This is a genomic window from Flavobacterium cerinum, assembly GCF_024496085.1.
In the GTDB taxonomy this organism is placed as follows: Bacteria; Bacteroidota; Bacteroidia; order Flavobacteriales; family Flavobacteriaceae; genus Flavobacterium; species Flavobacterium cerinum_A.
The window spans coordinates 77457-103580 of record NZ_CP101751.1; the positions used below are offsets into that span (position 1 = coordinate 77457).

The 26124-nt window shown below is 38.8% G+C and carries 17 protein-coding genes; 11 read left to right on the forward strand and 6 right to left on the reverse strand.

The window, feature by feature from the left end; translation table 11 throughout:
- Positions 1-2: 2 nt before the first annotated feature.
- Entirely contained in the window at positions 3-731 is a 729-nt protein-coding gene (locus NOX80_RS00290; protein WP_256551355.1) for a hypothetical protein, read from the reverse strand.
- 137 nt (positions 732-868) lie between these two features.
- Between NOX80_RS00290 and lysS the strand changes: the two genes are divergently transcribed.
- The 4 genes from lysS to NOX80_RS00310 all read left to right on the forward strand — a co-directional run bounded on the left by lysS (position 869) and on the right by NOX80_RS00310 (position 4401).
- A complete protein-coding gene (lysS, locus tag NOX80_RS00295; RefSeq protein ID WP_256551356.1) occupies positions 869-2569 on the forward strand; it encodes a lysine--tRNA ligase in 1701 nt (566 codons plus the stop codon).
- 201 nt (positions 2570-2770) lie between these two features.
- Positions 2771-3169: a hypothetical protein gene (locus NOX80_RS00300; protein ID WP_256551357.1), complete on the forward strand. Its 399-nt coding sequence runs from the start codon at positions 2771-2773 to the stop codon at positions 3167-3169.
- 394 nt (positions 3170-3563) lie between these two features.
- Complete coding sequence (locus NOX80_RS00305) at positions 3564-3998, forward strand: hypothetical protein (protein ID WP_256551358.1); 435 nt, start codon at positions 3564-3566, stop codon at positions 3996-3998.
- 76 nt (positions 3999-4074) lie between these two features.
- Positions 4075-4401 (forward strand): hypothetical protein, encoded by a 327-nt coding sequence (locus NOX80_RS00310; protein WP_256551359.1) that lies wholly within the window; start codon positions 4075-4077, stop codon positions 4399-4401.
- A gap of 47 nt (positions 4402-4448) precedes the next feature.
- On the opposite strand, the gene hemL is transcribed toward NOX80_RS00310, so the two are convergent.
- From hemL to NOX80_RS00330, 4 genes are all read right to left on the reverse strand, one after another.
- Complete coding sequence (gene hemL / locus NOX80_RS00315; protein ID WP_256551360.1) at positions 4449-5735, reverse strand: glutamate-1-semialdehyde 2,1-aminomutase; 1287 nt, start codon at positions 5733-5735, stop codon at positions 4449-4451.
- Positions 5736-5737: 2 nt separating this feature from the next.
- Positions 5738-6601, reverse strand: coding sequence for a glucosaminidase domain-containing protein (locus tag NOX80_RS00320; RefSeq protein WP_256551361.1), 864 nt, complete (start codon positions 6599-6601; stop codon positions 5738-5740).
- Between the two features lie 26 nt (positions 6602-6627).
- On the reverse strand, positions 6628-7536 hold the full coding sequence (locus tag NOX80_RS00325) for a 1-aminocyclopropane-1-carboxylate deaminase/D-cysteine desulfhydrase (RefSeq protein ID WP_256551362.1): 909 nt from the start codon (positions 7534-7536) through the stop codon (positions 6628-6630).
- 72 nt (positions 7537-7608) lie between these two features.
- The gene (locus NOX80_RS00330; RefSeq protein ID WP_256551363.1) at positions 7609-9519 is read right to left on the reverse strand and encodes a T9SS sorting signal type C domain-containing protein; all 1911 of its coding nucleotides are present in this window, start codon (positions 9517-9519) and stop codon (positions 7609-7611) included.
- Between the two features lie 435 nt (positions 9520-9954).
- Here NOX80_RS00330 and NOX80_RS00335 point away from each other — a divergent pair, with 435 nt between their 5' ends.
- The 3 genes from NOX80_RS00335 to NOX80_RS00345 all read left to right on the forward strand — a co-directional run bounded on the left by NOX80_RS00335 (position 9955) and on the right by NOX80_RS00345 (position 22394).
- A complete protein-coding gene (locus NOX80_RS00335) occupies positions 9955-13155 on the forward strand; it encodes a hypothetical protein (RefSeq protein ID WP_256551364.1) in 3201 nt (1066 codons plus the stop codon).
- 300 nt (positions 13156-13455) lie between these two features.
- Positions 13456-17559, forward strand: a complete 4104-nt coding sequence (locus tag NOX80_RS00340; RefSeq protein ID WP_256551365.1) for a GEVED domain-containing protein — start codon at positions 13456-13458, stop codon at positions 17557-17559.
- A 425-nt stretch (positions 17560-17984) separates the two neighbouring features.
- Positions 17985-22394 (forward strand): GEVED domain-containing protein, encoded by a 4410-nt coding sequence (locus NOX80_RS00345; protein ID WP_256551366.1) that lies wholly within the window; start codon positions 17985-17987, stop codon positions 22392-22394.
- Between the two features lie 42 nt (positions 22395-22436).
- On the opposite strand, the gene NOX80_RS00350 is transcribed toward NOX80_RS00345, so the two are convergent.
- Complete coding sequence (locus tag NOX80_RS00350) at positions 22437-22784, reverse strand: hypothetical protein (RefSeq protein ID WP_256551367.1); 348 nt, start codon at positions 22782-22784, stop codon at positions 22437-22439.
- A 28-nt stretch (positions 22785-22812) separates the two neighbouring features.
- Between NOX80_RS00350 and NOX80_RS00355 the strand changes: the two genes are divergently transcribed.
- The 4 genes from NOX80_RS00355 (at position 22813) to NOX80_RS00370 (ending at position 26109) form a co-directional block, all read left to right on the forward strand.
- Positions 22813-22989, forward strand: coding sequence for a DUF5522 domain-containing protein (locus NOX80_RS00355; protein WP_256551368.1), 177 nt, complete (start codon positions 22813-22815; stop codon positions 22987-22989).
- A 140-nt stretch (positions 22990-23129) separates the two neighbouring features.
- On the forward strand, positions 23130-25115 hold the full coding sequence (locus NOX80_RS00360) for a urocanate hydratase (protein WP_256551369.1): 1986 nt from the start codon (positions 23130-23132) through the stop codon (positions 25113-25115).
- Between the two features lie 22 nt (positions 25116-25137).
- On the forward strand, positions 25138-25677 hold the full coding sequence (locus tag NOX80_RS00365) for a DUF4136 domain-containing protein (RefSeq protein ID WP_256551370.1): 540 nt from the start codon (positions 25138-25140) through the stop codon (positions 25675-25677).
- 57 nt (positions 25678-25734) lie between these two features.
- Entirely contained in the window at positions 25735-26109 is a 375-nt protein-coding gene (locus tag NOX80_RS00370) for a group III truncated hemoglobin (RefSeq protein ID WP_256551371.1), read from the forward strand.
- Positions 26110-26124: the final 15 nt, after the last annotated feature.

A 26124-nucleotide genomic window follows, 5' to 3' on the forward strand; every position in this document is an offset into this window, starting at 1 on the left:
ACTTATTTATTTTCCAGAACGGCTTCAAAATTCATCACTTCCGGTTTTTCTATAAAATCGGCAAACGGATACTGAATCGTAACTGTTTTTCTATCTTCACTAAAAAGAGCATCCTTTACTGAAACCGATTTTACTTTTTTCGGAAAATGATATTTTACGGTATAGGTAAATGTTTCCAGCATCGGTTTGATTGTTGCCAAACTATCCGACAACTGTTTTTGTACCACCGCATCTTTTATCGTTACTTTTCGGGTGAATTTTTTTCCGTCGAATGCATATTTCAAATCGGTATTTAAATCTCCCAATTTTGAAAGTCGGCCCCCGTCTTTGGACTGCAAATCGTCCATCGATTTCATTAGCGACATCGCATCCATTAAATCAGACGGCTTTTTAAAATCTCCCATAAGGGAAAGCACGAATTTTTTCGACTTTTCATCTACATTTGTACGCACCGAAAATCCTTCCATCTTTTTTAACCGCTCTTGTTCGGCCAACGGTAGTTTTGCAATACTGTCTTTTTTTTGAGCTAACAAGGCTTTAAACGTAAAAGTAGTATCAACACTCTGCTCTCCTCCTTCTCCCCCCATCATACTCATCATAGTGGAAGCATCAATGTCGAGCGCAAACTTCCCGCTCCCGTCTTTATTAATATAAACGTTCTCTGTAAAATTACAACTCGTCATAACCAGAGCCGCCGCTAAAATCAAGACAAAACGAATTTTTCCCATCATATAATTACATCCTTATAATTGAACTTCAAAGATACTACTTTCTGTTTGCAATACCTTATAGTATCATTTTCAAAATTTCAAATTGATTCATTCTCAAATTATACCTATCTTTGCCCGCTTAAAAATAAATCACAATTATGCAACTTTCAGAACAAGAAATCATCAGAAGAGAAAAACTGGGTAAGTTGAAAGAACTTGGAATAAACCCATATCCCGCTAATTTGTTTCCCGTTAATCATACGTCGAAGCAGGTCAAGGAAACTTTTGAAGAAGGAAAGAAGGTAATTGTGGCCGGTCGTTTGATGTCTGCCCGCGTTCAGGGTAAAGCTTCATTCGCCGAATTACAGGACAGTGAAGGTCGTATTCAGGTATACATTAACCGTGACGAAATTTGTCCGGACGAAGACAAAACGCTTTACAACGAAGTTTTCAAAAAATTAATTGACTTAGGTGACTTTATCGGAATCGAAGGCGAATTATTCACTACTCAGGTAGGCGAAAAAACACTTCGTGCGAAAAACATCACCTTACTAAGCAAAACTTTACGTCCGTTACCGTTACCGAAAGTAGATGCTGAAGGAAATGTTTTCGATGCTTTTACCGATCCGGAATTACGTTACCGTATGCGTTATGTCGATCTTGTAGTTAATCCGCAGGTTAAAGAAGTATTCATCAAAAGAACCAAGCTATTCAATGCCATGCGTACGTTTTTTAACGACAAAGGCTATTTTGAAGTAGAAACTCCGATATTACAATCCATCCCGGGTGGTGCGGCCGCAAGACCGTTTATCACGCATCATAATTCATTGGACATTCCTTTATACATGCGAATTGCCAACGAATTATACCTAAAAAGATTAATCGTGGGTGGTTTCGACGGTGTTTATGAATTTTCTAAAAACTTCCGTAACGAAGGAATGGACCGAACTCACAATCCGGAGTTTACCGCTATGGAAATCTATGTAGCCTATAAAGACTACAACTGGATGATGGAATTTACCGAAAATCTTTTGGAATATTGTGCTACACAGGTAAACGGTACAACACAAGCCACTTTCGGCGAACATACGGTTGACTTTAAAGCACCTTATGCCCGTGTATCGATGACAGATGCGATCAAACAATTTACAGGTTTCGACATTACAGGAAAAACCGAAGAAGAATTAAGAGCCGCTGCACTATCGATGGGAATTGCCGTAAATGAAACTATGGGTAAAGGAAAATTGATTGATGAAATTTTCGGCGAAAAATGTGAGGGTAATTTTATCCAGCCAACATTTATCACGGATTATCCGAAAGATATGAGTCCGCTTACTAAAGAACACCGTGATAATCCGGAACTTACAGAGCGTTTTGAATTAATGGTTTGCGGAAAAGAAATTGCAAATGCGTATTCTGAGCTTAACGACCCTATTGATCAAAGAGCTCGTTTTGAAGCACAATTAGCTTTATCTGAAAGAGGTGATGACGAAGCTATGTTTATTGACAATGACTTTTTACGCGCTTTGGAATACGGAATGCCGCCAACATCCGGATTAGGAATCGGAATGGATCGTTTAATCATGTTCTTAACCAACAATCCTTCAATTCAGGAAGTTTTATTCTTCCCGCAAATGCGTCCGGAGAAAAAAGCAATCCAAATCGAATTGGAAGAGGAAGAAAAAGCAATCATTGCTATTTTAGAGAAAAATGCGAACACTCTTGAATTAGCCGAATTAAAAAATCAGGCCGGATTAAGCGGTAAAAAATGGGATAAAGCGATGAAAGCACTTTCACAACACGGTTTAACCAAAGTTGTAGTAAACGGTGAAAGCAAAGTAGTAGAATTGCAATCGTAACCATTCGAATATAAAAACCAAAAGGCTGTCAAAATTGACAGCCTTTTTTATTCATCAACATCTCAATTTTTAGTTTTAAGCATTCAAAAACAGGACTTTATCGACAAAAAAACTCATTTTAAAGAAAATCCGACCAACTAGCATTTTAATTTCTTAATTTTAAATTACTTATCACGGATTTACAACTTAAACCATAAGGCTATGAAAACATTTCTCATCCTTATTCTGAGTATTTTTTCCCTGTCGATTTATGCCCAATCTTCCAATCCGGCACAAACCTCTCTTACGGCCGAGCAAAAAGCTAAAATGGAGGTAAAACGCATGGCTACCGATCTTAATCTAACTGTAAGTCAGCAGCAGCAAATTGAAAAAGTACTGACCGACAATAACCAAAAAACAGGAGACATTAAATTACGCCTTCAATCTGCTAAACCGGAAGAAAACCAAGCTTTAAAAGCCGAATATATCGAAAGCCTAAAAACCTTAAAAACCAATTTAAAAGCCATTCTTACACAAGAACAGCAAAACAAATGGGATCTGATTTACAAACAACGTTTTCAGGGGCAACAAAAGCAAGCTACAACGTCAAATAAACCCTAAAAAAAAGCTGCCTCAAAAAAGAGACAGCTCATTTCTGTTACCGCAATTTGGATATGAGCCATTCTCATTCCGATTGCATTGCCTGACAGGCTATAATTGTAGTATTTTAAAGTCTGTCAGGTCTTTTTTTAAGAACATCGGACAGGTTTTCCTTTTACATCAGAAAACCTATCCGGTGTTTTTATTATAAAGTATAATTCAGGTTAACACTCCAACGGTATTGCGCTTCTGCTCTACCAGTTCTAAAAGCAGCAATTACAAACAACATCACGATATCTTTTAACAAAAGGGCAACATTTCGCTGTTTTATTTAACTTTTATTTAGGTTCACCGATTTTAAACCTTTTAAAACAGTTCCGGTCAAAGCTACATAACAACGTTAAAAAAAAGCATTATGAAAAGATTAGTTTTAGCCGTTTGCCTTTTGGCTACTATGGCAGGTTTCGCACAAGAACAAGGATCCCGAGGTGGTCGTGAGCGTTTAGCACCGGAGCAACAAGTACAATTACAAGTAAAAAAGATGACATTGGATTTGGATCTGACTGCTAAACAGCAAAAAGAAGTAGAAAAACTTTTATTAGATCAAAGTAAAAAACGGGAAGAAGCAAGAGCTGCGCAGGGTGATGTTCGAAAAAATTACAAAGACATGACTTCCGATGAACGTTTTGCACTTCAAAACAAACGTATGGACGACAAAATTGCATTTAAAGGTGAAATGAAAAAAATCCTAAATTCCGGTCAGATGGAAAAATGGGAAAAACAAGGCCAAATGCGTCAGGAAAAAATCACAAAAAGAGGCAGAAACCTTAAAAACAATGCAACTGAATAATTTTTGAGTGTTTTTTTAGTAAAATATCGCAAAATAAATTAGCTTTGGCTTTATAATTCAGCCAATCTATCAGACAATGAAAAAATTTATTGCGTTATTTTTTATGATTATCTCTTTTTCTGTTACTGTTACTGCACAGGATCGCCAAAAAGAGATCGCTAAAAAAGTTCAAAACGACATTACAGCTCTGACTTCTTATATTCCACTTACCGATGAACAGAAAGTTCAAATTTCAAAAGGTCTGGAAATGAAACACCTAAACCTTACACCGGAATTGCCGGAAGGACGAAAAAAGGAGTTGGTTAGAATAGTCGAACATTATTTAAGAGCACCTCTAACTCAGGCACAACTTCAAAAACTGGATGCGAATCCTACTTTAGTGAAACGCCTGGTTTCCGAATAACAAAAAACGCACCTAACGGTGCGTTTTTTTATATTGCTATTTTCCAGTTATAGCTTTTCTGCCACTTTCCCAACGGCTGCAATTGTATTATCCAAATCTTCATAAGACAATGCATCCGTAATAAACCAGGTTTCGTAAGCTGACGGAGCAATATAGATACCTTCCTGAAGCAATCCGTGGAAAAACTTCTTAAAGGTTTCATTATCGCCGTTTTTAGCCGTATCAAAATCAACAACCGGTGTTGCGTCAAAATGAACGGAAATCATTGATCCTACACGGTTAATTGTAAACACAACACCGGCTTTTTCCAATTGTTCCCGAATTCCTTTCTCCAGATAAGCTGTTTTTTGTTCCAAACGATCAAAAAGACCTTCATTTTTATTGATGTCGCTAAGCATCGCAAGACCCGCAGCCATTGCTAACGGATTTCCGGACAACGTACCGGCCTGATAAACCGGTCCTAACGGAGCCAGATAATTCATGATTTCATTTCGGGCTGCAAATGCACCAACAGGCAATCCGCCTCCGATTACTTTTCCGAAAGTTACGATGTCTGCTTTTACATTAAACAATTCCTGAGCTCCACCTTTAGACAAGCGGAATCCCGTCATTACTTCATCAAAAATAAGCAAGGTTCCGTTTGCATCACAAAGCGTTCTTAAACCTTGTAAAAATCCGTCTTGCGGCGGTACACATCCCATATTTCCGGCAACCGGTTCTACAATGATCGCTGCTATTTCATTTTTATTCGCTTCGAATAATGACCGTACGTTATCTAAATCGTTATAACGAGCCAAAAGGGTATCTTTTGCTGTTCCCTGCGTCACACCCGGACTATTAGGTGCTCCGAAAGTAATCGCTCCGCTTCCCGCCTGAATCAGGAAAGAATCGGAATGACCGTGATAACATCCGGCAAATTTTATGATTTTGTCGCGATTCGTAAATCCACGTGCCAGTCGGATTGCGCTCATACAAGCCTCCGTTCCGGAGTTTACAAATCGGATTTTTTCGATACCCGGCACCATTGATACTGCCAGTTTTGCAATTTCCGTTTCTAATTCCGTCGGCATACCGAAAGAAGTTCCTTTTTTCGCTTTTTCCACCACAGCCGTTACTACCGGTTCGTAGGCATGTCCCAAAAGCATTGGTCCCCACGAATTGATATAATCGATCAGACGATTTCCGTCTTCATCATACAAATAAGCTCCTTTCGCTTCTTTCACGAAAATCGGAGTTCCACCAACCGATTTAAACGCACGAACCGGTGAATTCACTCCGCCCGGTAAAACTTCTGATGCTTCAGCAAACAGCTGACTGCTTCTTTTATATAACATTATTATGATTTTACTTTTATTACTTGACCAATTGAAATTGCATTTGAAGTCAGGTTGTTGATTTTCATTAATTCATCAACCGTTAAATTGAATTTTCTGGAGATTGAATACAATGTATCACCTTGTGCAACCCGATATGTTCCGGCACCGGTTTCTACACTTACCGTTGCCGTATCTTTTTTAATCACCGGTTTTGTATAACCGCTTCCCAATACTTCCGAATCGTATTTATAAAGTTCATATCGTTCAATAAGTCCGATTAATTTATCCGGATATTTCGGATCGGTAGCATATCCTGCGCTTTTTAAGCCTTTAGCCCAGGCCGCGTAATCCCCTTTTGGCAATTTGAACAGCGCAGCATACCGGCTTCGGGTTGTGAGAAACAGCGAGTGATCCCGGAATGATTCGGCCGGATCGCTATATTTACGGAAACATTCCTGTTCGGCATCATCATCATGACGCACACTATCACCGGTCCATCCCGTATGACATTTTATTCCAAAATGATTATTTGCTTTTATACACAAAGTTCCCACTCCGGCACCGGATTCCAATATTCCCTGTGCCAATGTGATACTGGCCGGAATTCCATGATTTCGCATGTTTTCTTTTGCCGTTTCATTGAATTTCCCAATGTAGGCATTTACGATTTCCGTGGTTACTTTTATTTTAGATGTTGCTTCCAAAACCTCAGAAGGCCTCGAATTTTCCGAAGATGACGAATTATTTCTCGTTGTTCCCGAGTGTGATTTTACTGTAGTATGTTTTTTGGTTGTTGTAATTTTCGTTGGCGTGGTACGCACTTTTGAAGAACCACAACTGACAACCAATGCAAGTGTTAGCAGCAGGCAAATCTTTTTAATCATTATTTTTATTTTTACAGACTTTGCTTTTATTTCATTTCTATAATCAACGGTAATTTTTTTCGGGTCAATACTTTATTCATTCCTTCAACCCCCTGTAATCCTCCTGTATGAATCATCAAGATAGCTGATTTTTCCGGAAAATACCCTTTTTTTATTAAATCCAGAATACCAAATGCCATTTTTGCGGTATAAACCGGATCCAACATTATATTTGTTTCGGCATAGAACGTATTAATAAAACGAACCAGTTCCGCATTTATTTTTGCATAACCTCCGAAATGATAGTCATTTATCAAATTCCAACGGTCGTTATTTACAAATTTACAAATCTCTTCAGATAAAAACGAACCTTTTAACGCCGGAAAGCCAATTACTCTTTGTTTCTCTCCACAGGAATTGATCAATCCTGAAATCGTTCCTCCGGTTCCGACTGCACAGCATATATGCGTAAACACTGTTCTATCCGTATCATCTAAAATTTCCTCACAACCTTTTACCGCCAATGCATTTGTTCCGCCTTCCGGCAACAGGTAAAAAGCGCCATGTTTGACTTTCAGACTTTCTAAAAAGTATACTTCTTCTTTATCCCTATAGGCTTCTCTTGAAACAAAATCAAATTTCATGCCTTGTTGCTGAGCCAATCGCAGCGTGGCATTATCCCGGATCTGATCTTCCAGTTCTTCCCCTCTTATTACACCTATCGTTTCCAATCCGAAATGCGCTCCGGCGGCAGCTACCGCCGCAATATGATTGGAGAATGCACCACCGAAAGTAAGTAGTTTGTTATAACCTTCGTTTCGGGCTTGTTCCAGGTTGTAATACATCTTTCGGAATTTATTCCCCGACAAAAACGGATGAATCTGATCTTCCCTTTTAATCGTCAGTGTAATTTCGCCGGGAAACGAAAAAGGCAATACCTCATTATGACTTTTCATAGCTGCAAAAATATCACTTTAAACAAAAACAGCTCCCGATTGGAAGCTGTTTTTGAACATCATGTATAAATTTTAATTTTTTATTATGATTTTTTTACTTATTTCCTGATTATCTGAAGTGATCATTTTAACAATATAAATTCCGTCACTTAATCCGGATGTCGGAAATGTATACGTTGTTTTACTTCCCAGTTTTGTTTTTTCAAAAATTGTTTTTCCTACTACATCATACAACGAAAGTGAATTCAGATCCAACAGCATCGGATTCGAAACATTTAAAGCATGTCCGCTGTTGTCCTGATATACAACAAGACTATTTTTAATATTTTCCCCTAATCCCAGATTACTTTCCTGTTTAAATGTGATTTCATACCTCGTTTTATTTGTTCCGGCCGGTAAGTTTAGTTCATGTACGCCGTTTTTGATATCGTAATACAAGTTATTCACTTTATCATGAAGGTAAATATTTTCCACCTGATCGGCATTAATGATATCTTTAACCGTAATTCTATAATTAGCCGCAGCTGCATTTCTAAATCCGACCGGAATCTTTTTATCTTCATCAAATGCAATCATATTTATGATATAGTCTTTATCTTCGATCACAAAGAACATATCCGAAGGTAATGCGTCATCAGAAGCAATAGCGTCCATTCCTCGGTCTATACCATCTGTAGCTTCCGGATGAAAACCGATTACTCCTTGTCTGATTCCCTGATTATCGATTAAAGTATTTATTCGTATTTGCGGATGCGGTCTTTTGGATTCATTCGTATAATCAATACCTGAGACTGCCATTACATTTGGGAAAGCCTCATCTGTCAGATTCGGATTATAAGAAGTTGTATTGGCAACATTAGCCAACGTATTTGAAACCGTATTTTTTTCAAACTGGGAATTATTAACAGCTCCTTCTCTTACAAAAACACGATATCGGTTTCGCATGGTTATAATACCGGCGCTACCACCGGTAACCAGGAATCCCTGTCCGATGGGAGAGAAACGTCTCTGATAATAATTTCCGGGTGTTGCTGCTATCGGTCCCTGATTTCCTCCGGAGTCATAAGAATAAAAAACAGCCGGTGTATAAATTCCGGATCCGGCGGTACCGGCCAGTACTTGTGACAATGTTGCTGCCGGTGAAAAAGTTCCGTAACCGCCTTTATAATTGGCCAATGTATGCGAATTTACCGTTTTATCCTGTTCCCAAAACTGAGCCGTTCCGTCACAAGCCGCATTATCCAAAAGGAAGTAGCTCAGATCGATTGCTGAAGGGTACGGATTTCCGGTTAGTGTTTGTTGCCCTGGTGAGCAGTTGATATCAATGTCACCATCATTAGGTCGCCCTCTGAAATCGATACGCTGCTGACTTCCCGGATTATTCGCAACTACTCCATCGACGTTAGTCACATCAGTTCCTGCCGTTCCTTTCATTGCAAACCCTTCTCCGGCGAATATCGTTTGTCCGCCTCCTACATAAACCCATTGTGAATAGGCGGTAGCATTTACAAATTTCCATAACCATCGCGCTGATATTGACAACGGATTCGCTTGTCCGTCATAGTTACCATAAGGTAAAATTGTAGCAGCCGTACTATTGGTAATATCCGTTGGTCTGAAAAACATATTATTGACATTACTTCCTATATTACCGGTGACATTTTCCTGCGCCGCTACAACCGATCCTACCGGGGAACACCAGTAATTATAATCGTAATTATCGGCTGTTCCTTCCTGAAAGACCGAGATTTTCCCTGCTCCCCGATTTGTTGTTGTCGTTGTGCCACCCTGTAATAACTGTCCACCTCTACGGAGATAAAGGTTTCCTTCGTTACCAGAAGCATACGACAGTATTACTTCCTGTTTTACAAACAGCATTTCGTTATTTACAAAAACATAGCTGCTTGGACTTACATAAATCTGTGCATGACTTAAATAAGTCGCACTCAGAAAAGCTATTACTAAAAGACTTTTTCGAAACATACCTAAATTGTTTTAACCTGTTATTAAAGATACGCTATTTGAACGCTCAGGAATTATAACGGGACATATTAGTCAAAAAGAGGGACATACTTTTCTTTTCATACCATATCAAGAGCTTAACCCAATAAAAACCTGTATTCATGTTAAATTTAATTATTTTCCTTCACATATTAACCTAATTACATAAAAAACAGCAATACAAAAATCACAAAACAATAATTACGCTCCATCTACTTACCTAACGCCAATTTATTAATTAGCAAAACATTACCTCGCAATCCCTACACAGCTGTAATAAGGTCAAAGCACGACATTTCTAGTACATTAAATCCCACTACTTATTTTGATCAATTAAATAGCCAGTACTTTACACATTATAATATGATCAATATTTCAATCGATAACAATCACTAATAATTTAATTACTCATTAAACATGTCAGACCATTACACACACACTCGAAAAACGTTCTACTGTTTAAAAAGCATAAGGACTCGCTGCTCAACAAGCTTTAAATCTTATACCATTTTATTTTTTAAAACACTGGCTATCTTCTTTTTTTGCTATCAAACCGGGTTTTCACAGGTTGATCGCTATACTTTTTCGGAAAGCAGTACTACTTATTCACAAATTAATAACGGTACAAATCTTTTTCCTATAGGCTGGAATAACAATTCCAGTTCTAACATTCCTATAGGGTTCACTTTTAATTTCAACGGTACTGACTATACCACCTGTACCGTTTCTTCCAATGGTTTTATTTCTTTCGGAGGAATGAATCTTGATACAAGTAACATAACCAATCCTATATCTTCCAACGCATCATATGACGGTGCTATAAGTGCATTAGGAATGGATCTTATGAATGTACAAGAGCAATCTCCGATTATCTATAAAACTATAGGAACCGCTCCAAACAGAACGTTTATTGTACAATGGGTTAACATCAGAAGAGTTTCAGCAGTCGGTTCTTTAAACTTTCAAATACGACTCGAAGAGTTTACCAATATTATAAAACTTATATATGGTCCTAATGCTATATGGCAATTTAACAATGGCGGTCAAGTAGGTCTAAGAGGCCGGAACAATACCGACTTCAACAACAGAGCTCAAATAGACATTAATTCACCTTGGGCTAACAACACTAGAAAGGCAACTACAAACTCAGCAAGACTTAAGGTTGGCGCATTTTCTCCTCCCAATAACGGCTTAACCTATACATGGACACCCAATATTCCGTCGGCAATGATTGTTAATCAATATGAGTTTAGTGAAACTACCGGTCAATATGTCCAAATTGATACCGGTACAACAAACGCTTTTCCTTCTCTCCCAGCCTGGAGTAATGCTGCATCTCTTAATATCCCTATAGGATTTCCATTTAACTTCAACGGTCAGGAATACTCTAATTGCACCATTGTTACTAACGGATTTATCGCCTTTGGAAAAACTGATGCCAATACCGGGCTTATAACTAATCCTATATCTTCTAATCAATACTATGCAGGAGCCATAAGTGCATTAGGAACAAATTTAAGGACAATAGATGCAACTAGTACCGCTACCTATCAAACAACTGGCTCTGCTCCTAACAGAACTTTTATAGTACAATGGAAAAACGTTAAATCTGAAACACAAGGCGGATATTACAATTTTCAAATACGTTTAAACGAATCAACCAATATTATTGACATCATATACGGATCCATTGCCCCGACCGGTGATTTAATAAATGCTCAGACAGGACTTAGAGGCTTCGATAATACTGACTTTAACAACAGAGCTAAAAATTCCAATTCCAACTGGGATAACAATACTTCGAAAGGAACATCCAACACGGCTACTGTTAGTACCGGCCCGGACAACATTCCTTCATCGGGAACTATTTACTCCTGGAGGCCTATTTATAAAAACTGGAACGGATCCGACCACAATTGGAATGACCCGAACAACTGGCTACCGGTTGGCGTACCAACAAAAATCAACAATGTTATTATAGGGGCAACCACTGATAACAATTATCCGATTATCGGTGGAAACAATTTTAGAGCTTTAGCAAAGACACTTTCCATTAATCGCAATGGACGTCTGGATATCGCATCCGGAAACAGTATTGATCTTGTTAATACAATTTATGTACAAATAAACAGTAACTTTTCTATTGAGAATAATGCCAGCATCATACAAACCGACACAATATCCAATCGTGGGAAAGTGGCCATCAAACGTACAACCCAACCTATGAACCGTTATGATTTTACTTATTGGAACTCTCCCGTAACGCTTGCTTCCCGTTTTACATTAGGAATGCTATCACCTAATACTTTAGCTGATAAATACATAAAATGGTTACCTACAATTAACAATGGTAACGGAAACTGGATCTCTATAAATTCCAGTACAGTCATGAATCCTAAAATCGGATATATTGTAAGAGCACCGCAAAGTTTTAATCTTGATCCGAATAATAAATTGCCGTATACGGCCACCTTTACCGGAACTCCGAATAACGGTGATATATCCATTCCGATCATTATCGGAACGGAATCCGGTAGTGACGACCAGTGGAATCTTATCGGGAATCCATATCCATCGGCTATTGATATTCTGGCATTTATAAATGATGCTGCTAATAGCGCTATTCTGGATGGCACAATTTATTTATGGACACACAATTCTCCTCCATCAGAAACTGCTCCCAATCCGTTTTACGGCAGTTTCACTTATAATTTTGCTGCTTCCAATTATGCAACTATCAACCAATTAGGAGCAACCGTTACAGCTATAAGCAATCCTGTTCCGGATCGTTATATTGCATCAGGACAATCCTTTTTTATCAAAGGTCTGACGAATGGAAATGCTATTTTCAGAAACGATATGCGGGTGGCCGGAAATAATGATTTTTTTATGAAAAACAGTACTACCGAAAACAGTAATCTTAATCAACAGCCGGTATCCGATGAAGTGATAGAAAAAAAACGAGCATGGTTAAATCTAACCAATAGATCGGACACTTTTTCCCAAATATTAATAGGTTATAATAATGACGCAACTCTTGATTTCGACAGAGGCTTGGACGGCCAAACATTTAGCGGCCCCGGTGCTACACTTTATTCTATCATACCCAACCATAATCTGACCATTCAGGCACGTCCGCTACCGTTTAACGATGACGATCAAGTTCAATTGGGGTATACAACCGAAACGGCTGATGATTATGAAATCGGCATCGATCATCTTGATGCTTTTTTTGACAACAAAACTATTTATTTGGAAGATAAAATCACCAATACGATACACAATTTAAAAACAGCTCCTTATTCGTTTACATCCGATTCCGGAACGTTTGACGATCGTTTTGTACTCCGCTTTAATAACACCAATTTGGGACATAGTACCTTTAGTTTAGAAAATAGTATCCGAGTATTAAATAGAAACAAACTGACCGTGAATTCTGGAATTGAAAAAATCAAGGACATCACTGCCTATGATCTTTTAGGACGAAAAATAGACGAATACCTTAACGTCAACGAAAACGAAATCGTCCTGAAAAATGTAAAAAAGGCATCCGGCATAGTACTCCTGAAAATTATTCTTGAAAATGGTACAATAGTATATCGCAAAACCTCTTTTTAATTACATCAAACATTTTAAAAAATCCTCTAGAGTACAGAGGATTTTTTTTATTGCACTACACTTCCATTTACATTATGCTATTTTATTTCACCATCCAAAAAAAATCAAAAAGAAACTATTCATTTTTTTAACTCAAAAACAAAATTAAACCCAATAAAAAAAACAAAAATTAAAAACAAATCAAAATAACATCATTATTAATATCAAAAATGTACTTAATCGATTAAACAATAACCTTTATCGAAATTCAGTTCCGGCATGCTATCTACCCTTTTTTAAGTAGCTAAATTAGTATTGAAAATGAACAACTTAATACTACAAAGTATGTTAAACAGCTACAAAAAAAACCACGAAAACGGTAGCTTTTTTAAAACTGCCGATGCTTTTGCCTCCACTCCTCTTACGGCTAAAAGCACCCTATTATTTAAGATGGTAGCGGGCTTATTATTGTGTTTTCAAATCGGACAGGCACAAGTAAGTTATTATACTTTTTCTGAAAATGTGTCAACTTATTCGGCCATAACCGGAACAACGGCCATCGCCACATCATGGGACAATAATTATGTAACCAACATTCCTATCGGGTTTACCTTTAATTACAATGGTACCAATTACACAACCTGCTCAATTCTTTCGAATGGTTTTATCACTTTTGGAACCACTGTTGCCGGTGATGCAGCCGGATACAACCCAATATCTGTAAACGGCGCCGGCTTTGACGGAGCCATCAGTGCTTTAGGAATGGACATTCGTGATAACGGTTCTGCCATAACGTATACTACAACCGGTACTGCACCGAACAGAACCTTTGTAGTGCAATGGGCTAATGCCAGAAGAGTAAGTCAGACGGGAAACTTTAATTTCCAGATCCGACTAAGCGAAACATCCAATATCATACAAATCGCTTATGGTAACTGTGCACCAAGCAGTAACACGACATTAACCGCTGAGGTAGGTTTACGCGGCCGTACCAATAGTGATTACAATAACCGGTCACAAAGCTCTAACTCCACTTGGTATGGTAACACTTCAAGCGGAACCGCCAACACCGATTCGAACAGAACCCGTAGCAATAGCTACCCGAATAACGGTTTGATCTACACTTGGTATCCTGCCAATTACACGTATACAAATTGTACGCCTTCTTCTACTTCTTCAAATTATTACATTTCCAGTTACAGAGTTACAGGATCGATTGTAGAAGCCTATAATGCATCCGGATATAGCACCGGAGGCTACGGTAATTATACCGGTCTGGCTCCTGCACAACAAATTGCAGGATCCGACATCAATATTTCATTGACAACAGCAAGCAGTGTTACCGGCTCAAATCCATTACTTTTTATTAAAGCCTGGGTTGACTGGAATAAAAACGGTGATTTTACCGATACCGGTGAAAACGTTTTTACTACCGGTAATACAAGTGTAAGTTCCACAACGTTTGGTTTTGTTATTCCCGCAGGAACGAATCCAGGGAATTACAGAATACGCATCCGTGCTGATTATTCTACCTCTTCTTTTAACTCTTGCGGCAGTCAGACCTACGACGAGACAGAAGATTATATCATAAAAGTAATTCCGGATTGCGGAGCCAAAATTACCAGTGCTCCAACCGTTCAGATTTGCGGCACAGGACCGGTAACATTATCCGTAACAGGATCGTCCGGAGTAACCTCTTATGCCTGGTATACAACAGAAACCGGAGGCAGTCCTATTTCAGGAGCCACTGCTGCTACTTATACCACACCCTCATTAAGTGCAACAACAACCTATTACGTTACCGCGTTAAACGGCAGTTGCGAATCATTAACCCGTACACCGATTATCGCTAAAATCAAACCGGTTCCTAACATTACCATAACTCCGGCTTCTCCCGAAATATGCGGAGACACTGATTATTTACAAATTTCAGCAGCCGGTAGTACTGAAGTAGTTGAATTATTAAACGAAAATTTTGAAGGTAGCGGATTAGGAAGCTTTACCAAATCCGGTAATGGAACTACAACAACCGAATGGCAGCAAAAAACCAGTGTATTTACTACCATAACCACGACATGGAAACCGGCGATCAACTCAGGATCTGTTGGTAATAAATTTGCTTTTACTACATCCGATGTTAACACCACCGGAAAAAGCCTGATTATGACCACTACCAATTCGTATAACACTACCAATTTCACCGATTTAACGCTAAGCTTCAGACATTATTTTTCCTATTACGGAAGCGGCGAAACAGCTAACATTGAAGTTTCTACGGACAACGGAACCAACTGGACTACGGTAAAAACCTATACTTCTACACAAGGTTATCCGAGTAAATTTGTAAGTGAAAGTATCCCGTTAAATGCTTATGTAGGTGTAGCCAATTTAAAATTCCGTTTCCGCTATGCTGCCGACTACTGTGACGGATGGGCTGTTGATGATATCGTACTTTACGGCACAAAACCATTAACTTCCAATTTCACCTGGACCGGAGCGACTATCAATGCTTATATCGATGCCAACGGTACAACTCCGTATACCAATCAGGCTGTTAATGTAGTATATATCAAACCGTCTGCTTCACAATTGGAAGTAAACAGTTGGTCTTTTAATGCCAACGTACAATTAACAAACGGTTGTACAGCAACAAAACCTGTAACCGTTACCAACAAAACAAAAGTTTGGCAGGGAACTAACGGAAACTGGAATGATCCGAATAACTGGTTACCTGTTGGCGTACCGGCTAGCGATAATTGTGTGATCATTAAATCTGCCGGAAATTATTCTACTATTAACGGAACCAACTATGAGGCTCAGGCAAAAACATTAACCGTTAAAGCCAGTGGTCGTTTGGATATTCCAACCGGTAACGGCATCAAAGTAGTCAACAAAATTGACGTACAAACAAACGGAACTTTCAATGTAGACAATAGCGCGAGCATTGTACAGGTTGATAATATCGCTAATTCCGGTATCGTAAACATCAAACGTACTACCAAACCGATGTATCGTTATGATTATACGTATTGGAATTCGCCGGTAACATTAGCTTCCGGATACACGCTAGCGATGCTTTCGCCAAATACATTATCCGATAAATATATGAGATGGCAACCTACCGTTAGCGGTGGTAGCGGAAACTGGATTACAGTTAGCTCCTCAACCGCAATGGATCCGAAAATGGGATATATCGTTAGAGCACCACAAACATTTGACTTAAATCCGAGTAATAAGCTTCCTTATACAGCTACATTCAACGGAACACCTAACAATGGTGATTTTACCATCCCGATTGCAGTAGGAACCGATGCTAATGTGGGCGGTGCTATTACCGTAGATGATGATCAATGGAATCTGATCGGGAACCCATATGCTTCAGCTATTGATATTGTTTCCTTCCTGAATGATCCTACCAATAGCCCTTTAGTTGACGGTACCGTTTATTTGTGGACACACAATACACCTCCGTCAAGTTCAACACAAAGTCCGTTTTACGGTACTTATGCCTACAACTATACCGCTGCTGATTATGCGACCGTTAATAAATTCGGCGCCACCGCAACTGCTGCTACAGGCGGAAGCGCACCAAGCCGCTATATCGCATCCGGACAATCGTTTTTCGTAAAAGGATTGGCCAACGGAAATGCTAAATTCACTAACAGCATGCGCGTAAGTTTACAGAACAATAATTTTATGCGCGTTGCCGACAATTCTAAAACCACTACAGAAACACAAGCACCGGCCGGAGGTCAACCGCAACAAGATCATATCTGGTTAAATCTGGCAAACGAATCCGGAGCATTCAGTCAAATACTTGTAGGCTACCATGCGGAAGCCACAGCCGGTTTTGACAGAAGTTTAGACGGACAGTCATTTGGCGGTAATGGTGTTACTTTTTATTCCGTTATTCCGGAAATGAACCTGACCATTCAGGCGCGTCCATTACCGTTTAATGATGCTGATCAAATTCCTTTAGGTTTTAATGCCGATTCGCAAAACACCTATCAAATTGGTATTGATCATCTTGATGGTATTTTCAACACACATGCCATTTATCTGGAAGACAAAGTAATGAATGTCATTTTTGATTTACGAACAGCACCTTATTCCTTTACATCCGCTGCCGGAACGTTTAACAATCGCTTTGTACTACGCTTTAACAACGGTACATTAGGAACAGGAGAATTTAGTCTGGATAATAGCATTAAAATATTACGCGGTAATGAGCTTGCAGTGAATTCAACTACCGAAAAAATTAAAAACCTGGTAGCTTTTGATGTCTTAGGCCGAAAAATCGATGAATATAAAAATGCTGATACAAGTGAAATCGTATTAAAAAATGTAAAAAAATCATCCAGTGTAATTATCTTAAAAATAACATTAGAAGATGGTACTATTGTCGATCGAAAAACCATTTTCTGATCCGATAATCCACTCATCATAAAGCAAGTCCTCTGTACAAACGGAGGACTTTTTTTATAACAAAAAAAGAACCAATTCTTCTTTTATATAACAAACAGAAAATTATACAATTTGATGGCAATTCACTCTTTTCTACGTGTTGATCATCTAGTAAAAACAGCTATTTAGTAACAAGAAAAAACCTATAATTTGACAAAACTACGCACTCCGATTTACTGTTAAAAAAAATGGATAACCCTCAGTAAAACAACACAAATATTCTCTTTTTAACTTAGTCAATGATGGACATTTCAACGATAAAAATGCACTTTATCGATTAAACAGAAACCTTCATCGAAATTCAATTCAAACACACCGCTTGTATGATTCTTAGTACATATTTTCGCACCATCAAAATAAACAATTAAAGATTTTAAAGTATGTTAATGTGCCCCCTAAACAACAAAAAATCTGACAGCGAAAATAATGCTGCCAATGTTTTAAACTTTTCTGATTTCAACTTCCGAAACAGTTTTGTTTTAATCTTATTCTTACTACTTTCTAACTTTGGCTTTGCTCAGGTAAGCAACTATTCTTTTTCAGAAGGTTCTACTACTTATTCCGCTATTTCAGGCGGTACAGCTCCTTTTTCCAGTAACTGGGACGATAACGTATCGGCTAATAATATTGGATTAGGATTTACTTTTAATTTTAACGGTACTAATTATACTACTTGTTCAATTAACTCAAATGGTTTTATTACTTTCGGAACAACGACTTCGTCTTCTTCCGAATACAGTCCTATTTCATCCGGTACAGGATACGCAGGTGCAATTAGTGCTTTAGGTGTTAACCTTGTTAATGGTGGAAACGGAAGTTCAATTACTTACAGAACAATCGGATCAGCTCCGAACCGTGTATTTGTAGTACAGTGGACCGATATCGAACGTAGTGCACGTGGCGGTGATTTCAACTTTCAGATTCGTCTAACCGAAACATCAAACGTAGTTAGTATTGTTTATGGCTCATGTGACCCTTCTAACAATAGTAATGTAAATGTTCAGGTTGGTTTACGAGGTAACACAAATAACGACTATAACAACAGATCGCTTTCTAGCACTACTAACTGGGCTCAAAGTACTACTGCCGGTAACGCTAATAATGCTACTGTAAGAACACGTAACAATGCTTATCCGGATACCAATCTTTTATATACATGGGCTCCAGCAGTAGCCTGTACAGCTCCTAATTCACAACCTAGTGCACTTACATTAACCGACATCACAAACAATTCTATAAACGGCTCGTTTACAGCTTCATCTCCTGCGCCTGACAATTATCTTGTAATTGCGAATACGACAGGAACTGCTCCGACAATTAACAATGGTACAAATTATACTATAGGACAAGACCTTGGCAGCACAAACATTGTGATCGACAATGATGGCAACACTACTTTTAGCGCTACCGGATTATCAGCCAATACCAAATATTATTTCTTTGTATACTCCTATAATTCAAACTGTACAGGAGGAACAAAATACAGAACGACTTCCCCTTTAACAGGAAATGCAACAACATTAGTTTATTGCACAGCAACATCATCATCCAGCAGTTACTATATCTCCAGCTATAGAACTACCGGAGCTGTAATAGATGCTGTTAACAACAATTCAGGATACAGTCCTTCCGGATATGGTGACTTCACCAGTTTATCTGCAGTACAACAAATAGCAGGTGGTGACATTAATATCAGCGTTGTACTAACCGGACCTGACAAACAAAATCTTAGAGCTTGGGTAGATTGGAATAAAAACAACAATTTTGATAGCGGAGAAATCGTTTACGCTTCAAATAACAAACTTTCATCTACTACTTTCGGATTTGTAATTCCGACCGGAACTACTCCCGGAAACTATCGTATTCGTTTACGCTCTGGTAACGTTAACGGTTCTTCACTTACTTCTTGTTCAAATACAAGTAACGGAGAAACGGAAGATTATATTATCACGGTTATTGCTGATTGTCCTGCTAAAATTGTTAGCGCTCCAACAGTAGAATCTTGTGGCGTTGGACCGGTAACATTAACGGTAACAGGATCAGCCGGTGTGACTTCTTACCGTTGGTATAATTTCGAATCCGGAGGAACTCCTATTGCCGGTGCAACATCATCGAGCTATACGACTCCGTCTTTAAACATGACAACTACTTATTATGTTACAGCATTAAACGGTTCTTGTGAATCGCTTGTTAGAAGACCGATTACCGCAAAAATAAAACCGGTACCGAATATTACAATTACGCCTTCTTCACCTGAAATTTGTGGTGATAACAACTTCGTTCAGATTTCTGCTACCGGTAGTACTGAAGTGGTAGAGCTTTTAAACGAAAATTTTGAAGGTAGCGGATTGGGTAGCTTTACGAAATCCGGAACCGGAACTAGTTCTGTAACAGAATGGCAACAAAAAAACAGTATCTATACTACAACTACAGATAACTGGAAACCGGCAATCAATTCCGGAACCGGTACAACAGGCGGAAACAAGTTTGCATTTGCTACTGCTGACGTTGACAGTACTTCAAAAAGTATTATTTTAACATCAACAAGTTCATTCAATACGACAAACTTCCTTGATTTAACGCTAACATTCCGTCAGTATTATTCGTACTACGGAAACGGGGAAAGTGCTAATATCGAAGTTTCAAAAGATAATGGGGTTACCTGGATCAATGTGATCAACAACACTTCAAGCCAGGGAGCTCCAAGTAAATTTGTAACTACTATTGTTTATTTAAATGATTATATAGGCGTTCCTAACCTAAAATTCAGATTCCGTTATCAGGCTGCTTTTTGCGACGGATGGGCAATTGATGACGTTGTATTATCCGGTACAAGACCTTTAACATCTAACTTTACATGGACTGGTGCTACAATCGATGCTTATATCGATGCAAACGGAGTAACACCTTATACAAATCAAGCTGTTAATACAGTATATATCAAACCTTCTACAGCTCAATTAGAGGTTAGTAACTGGTCATTTACTGCTAACGTATTGTTATCTAACGGATGTACAGCTTCAAAACCGGTTAGCGTTACCAACAAATCGAAAGTATGGCAAGGAAATAACGGTAACTGGAATGATCCGAACAACTGGTTACCGGTAGGTGTACCAACAAGCGATAACTGTGTAATCATTAAACCGGCTAGTAGCTATTCGACTATTAACGGTACAAATTATGAAGCTCAGGCCAAAACTTTAACGGTAAGAGCCAATGCTCGTCTGGAAGTTCCTGCTAACAACGGTATCAAAGTTGTAAACAAAATTGAAGTACAAAATAACGGTACTCTTAATTTAGACAATAATGCCAGCATCGTACAAGTGGATAATGTTGCCAATTCAGGAAATGTGAACATCAGACGTACAACGAAACCAATGTACCGTTATGATTTCACCTACTGGAACTCACCGGTAACTCAGGCTTCTAACTTTACGTTAGGCATGTTATCACCAAACACATTGGCTGATAAATACATGAGATGGCAACCAACTATCAATGGTGGTTACGGAAACTGGATTAGTGTAAACGCTACTACTGCAATGGATCCTAGAATGGGTTATATTGTAAGAGCTCCGCAAACTTTTGACCTTAATCCATCAAACAAAACGCCATATACAACAACATTTGTGGGAACACCTAACAACGGAGATATCTCTATTCCTATCGCTGTAGGAACAGATGCTAACGTAGGTGGTGGTGTTACTGCTGATGATGATCAATGGAATTTAATCGGAAATCCATATGCTTCTGCGATAGATGTTGTTTCGTTCCTGACAGACAATACAAACAAAACCTTAATGGATGGTACTGTTTATATCTGGACGCATAATACGCCTATATCAAACAACACTCCAAGTCCGTTCTATGGCACGTATGCTTTTAACTATACTGCTGCTGATTATGCCACGGTTAATAAATTCGGAGCTACTGCTACAGCTGCTTCCGGAGGAAGTACTCCAAGTCGTTACATCGCATCAGGCCAATCCTTTTTCGTGAAAGGTTTAGCAAACGGAAATGCCCGATTCATTAACACGATGCGTGTTAGCAATAAAAACGACAATTTCCTGAAAAACGGAAACAGTACAAAAGACAACCCGGAAACACAATCGGTTGCCGGTGCCGACTCTGAATCTCACCGTATCTGGTTGAATTTAGCGAACGAATCAGGTGCTTTTAGCCAGATTTTAGTAGGATACGACTCGGATGCAACTATGGATTTCGACAGAGGTCTTGACGGACAATCATTCGGTGGAAACGGAGTTACCTTCTATTCTACTATACCGAATATGAACCTGACAATCCAGGCTCGTCCGTTACCGTTTAACGTTCAGGATCAGATTCCGTTAGGATTTAATGCAAACGCACAAAACACATACCAAATTGGTATTGATCATTTAGATGGTATGTTTGATACACACGCTATTTATCTGGAAGATAAAACAACAAATACAATTCATGATTTAAGAACAGCTCCGTATAGCTTTACATCTGCTGCCGGTACTTTCGACAATCGTTTTGTATTACGTTTCAACAACGGTACTTTAGGAAACGGTGATTTCAGCCTTGAAAACGGTATCAAAGTATTAAGAGGTGGTGAACTAGCCGTAAACTCAACAACAGAAAGAATTAAAAACATCACTGCATTCGATGTTTTAGGGCGAAAAATTGATGAGTATAAAAATGTAAACGAAAATGAAATCGTATTGAAAAACGTAAAAAAATCATCAAGCGTTGTTCTTCTTAAAATAACTCTTGAAAATGGTGCTACAGTAGACCGTAAAACGATTTTCTAAGATATCATAAATAATATAGCATATAAAAAGAAACCCGCCTTGTTAATTGGCGGGTTTCTTTTTTTTCAGATAGTGTAAAAAACGCCAAAATGGTCGTTCTTGCAAATAATTTAAAGTCTTTTCATTGGCATAAGCTTCTCTTTCAAAACTGATATTCCGGTAAGCCGTATGCCGGTCGCCGTATTGTCGCCAACGAATCAGAAATTCAATCCCGTACCAAATAAAAAAAAGCAGCAGCAACAACTCCAGTTGCTGTCGGATATGAATCTTTTCGTGGTTCAAAAAAACGACATCGCTTTTATCTTCTTTATCAACAATAAACACAAAAGGAAAGAAAGTAATCCCTCTAAAACCTTTAGGCGTTAAATATTTTAATACAAGTACGATCATTAATCTTAAAGTTCCTAAATTTGTCCGTATGGACAACCAAAGTAGTAAAAATAAATTAATCCCCGGAGAAGACTACTACCTTACACCCGAAGGATACAAGGTCTTTACCGAACAATTCCATCTCAAAAGAGGATATTGTTGTAAAAACGGATGCCGACATTGTCCGTATGGCTATAATAAGAACACCGGAACTATAAAAAAATAAAAATGGATGCTGTTTTAGTCCGTTATAAGATCAAAATACACAAGTCCTATCATAGGTCGGATATCCGCTATCCCTAGCCGGAAAAAAATCCGCTGTTTATTTTTTATCATTTTACAATACAAGAAAATCACAACATAATCATGACTTTTCAAGAACAAATTTTAGAAGGAATCCCTTCTGTTTTACCACAACCGAAACCTTACGAAAGCACAATAAATCACGCACCAAAACGTAAAGAAATACTAACAGATGACGAAAAAAAGCTGGCTCTGAAAAATGCGCTTCGTTATTTTGAACCTAAACATCATGCGGAATTGATCCAGGAATTCTCAGAAGAACTGGAAACCTACGGTCGAATCTACATGTACCGCCTTCGTCCGGATTACAAAATGTATGCGCGTCCCCTATCGGAATATCCGGGCAAATCCGACCAGGCGAAAGCTATTATGCTAATGATCCAAAACAATCTGGATTATGCTGTAGCGCAACATCCTCATGAATTGATCACTTATGGTGGTAATGGTGCCGTTTTCAGTAACTGGGCACAATATCGTCTGACGATGAAATACCTGGCTGAAATGACCGACGAACAAACATTGGTTATGTATTCCGGCCATCCGATGGGATTATTCCCTTCTCATAAAGAAGCACCGAGAGTTGTTGTAACCAATGGTATGATGATCCCGAATTACTCCAAACCGGATGATTGGGAACGATTCAATGCTTTAGGTGTTACACAATACGGACAAATGACGGCCGGTAGCTATATGTATATCGGTCCCCAGGGAATCGTTCACGGCACTACAATTACCGTTTTAAATGCGGGAAGAAAAATTGCGAAAAACGGAGAAGATTTATCCGGAAAACTATTTGTGACATCCGGTTTGGGTGGAATGAGTGGCGCACAGCCTAAAGCCGGAAACATTGCCGGATGTATTACGATTTGTGCCGAAGTTAATCCTAAAATCACGCATATCCGTCATTCTCAGGGCTGGATCAATGAAGTTATTGAAAATATTGATGAACTGATCGTTCGCGTCAGAAAAGCACAACAAAACAAAGAAGTCGTTTCTATAGCCTATCTTGGAAATGTAGTCGATATTTGGGAACGTTTTGCTGAAGAAAACCTTTATATCGATTTAGGTTCCGATCAGACATCCTTACACAATCCGTGGGCAGGTGGTTATTATCCTGCTGATATTGCTTTCGAAGCAGCCAACGAGATGATGGCGAATGATCCGGAATTATTTAAACAAAAAGTTCAGGAAACATTACGCCGACATGCTGCGGCTATTAACAAACACACCGCAAAAGGCACTTATTTCTTCGATTATGGGAATGCTTTTCTTTTGGAAAGCTCCAGAGCCGGTGCCGATGTAATGGCGCCTAACGGCATTGATTTCAAATATCCGAGTTATGTACAGGATATTATGGGACCGATGTGTTTTGATTACGGTTTCGGACCGTTCCGTTGGGTTTGTACCTCCGGAAAACCGGAAGATCTGGCTAAAACAGATGCCATTGCTTGTCAGGTTTTAGAGGAAATGATGCAAACCGCTCCGGTTGAAATTCAACAGCAAATGGCAGATAATATCCGATGGATTAAAGGAGCACAGGAAAACAAATTGGTTGTAGGATCACAAGCTCGTATTCTATATGCAGATGCTGAAGGACGTACTAAAATTGCAGAAGCTTTCAATCAGGCTATCGCGCGTGGCGAAATCGGTTTTGTTGTTTTAGGTCGGGATCATCACGATGTATCCGGTACCGATTCTCCGTATCGTGAGACATCCAATATCTATGACGGCTCTCGTTTTACTGCCGATATGGCGATCCATAATGTAATCGGAGACAGTTTCCGTGGTGCTACATGGGTTTCCATTCACAATGGTGGTGGCGTTGGATGGGGCGAGGTAATTAACGGCGGATTTGGCATGGTTCTTGACGGTAGTAAAGAAGCATCAAAACGTTTAGAATCAATGCTTTTCTGGGATGTAAACAATGGAATTTCCAGAAGAAGTTGGGCACGTAATGAAGGTGCAATTTTTGCTATTAAAAGAGCAATGGAATCGCAGCCTTTACTAAAAGTGACCCTTCCAAATTTTGTTGATGAATCATTATTTTAGTTAAACATAAACCTATTACATTATGAAAGCAATAAAATTCATCCCGATACTACTGCTCTTTGTCATCAGCTCTTGTAGCTCAGTTAGAGTAGCATCCGATTTTGACAACAGAACTGATTTCAGTCAGTATAAGACCTATGCCTTTCATAAAGAGGGAATTGATAAAGTTGAAATTTCCGATCTGGACAAAAGACGTATTTTACGCGCCATTGACGAACAGCTAACCGCTAAAGGTTTTACGAAAAGCGACACTCCGGATATGCTCGTAAATATTTTTACAAAATCCAGTGAGCAGGTAAACGTAAACCAGTTCAACGCCGGTTGGGGATATGGTTATGGTTGGGGATACGGTTACGGATGGGGCTGGGGACCTAGTTATAGTTCGATAAGTACCACTACCGAAGGAACACTTTATATTGACCTGATTGATGCCCGTAAAAAAGAATTAATCTGGCAAGGTATCGGTTCCGGCGTACTCACTCAAAACCGAGACAAAAAAGAAGAACGCATCCGCGAATTTGTATCCAAAATCCTGATGCAGTTTCCTCCGCAAAAAAAATAATGTAATACACTATAATACGAAAAGCCTACCTGATGTGTAGGCTTTTTTATCACCTATATGAACGATATTTCCACCTTTGAAAACATACAGCAACTGGTCGATACTTTTTATAAAAAAGTACAACAGGACGATTATATCGGACCGATTTTCAACAGTAAAATTCAGGATCGCTGGCCGGAACATCTGGCAAAAATGTATCGCTTCTGGGAAAGTATTTTACTCGACAATCATACGTATTCCGGACGACCGTTCCCGCCACATGCATTTTTACCGGTCGATGCCTCCCATTTTAATCGATGGCTTAGCCTTTTTACCGAAACGGTTGATTCTCTTTTTTCCGGACCCGTTGCCGATGAAGCCAAAGACAGAGCTGCAAAAATGGCAGCTATGTTCCACTATAAAATAGAATATATCAAAAACAATCCCGAATAATTTAAGGATCAAAAT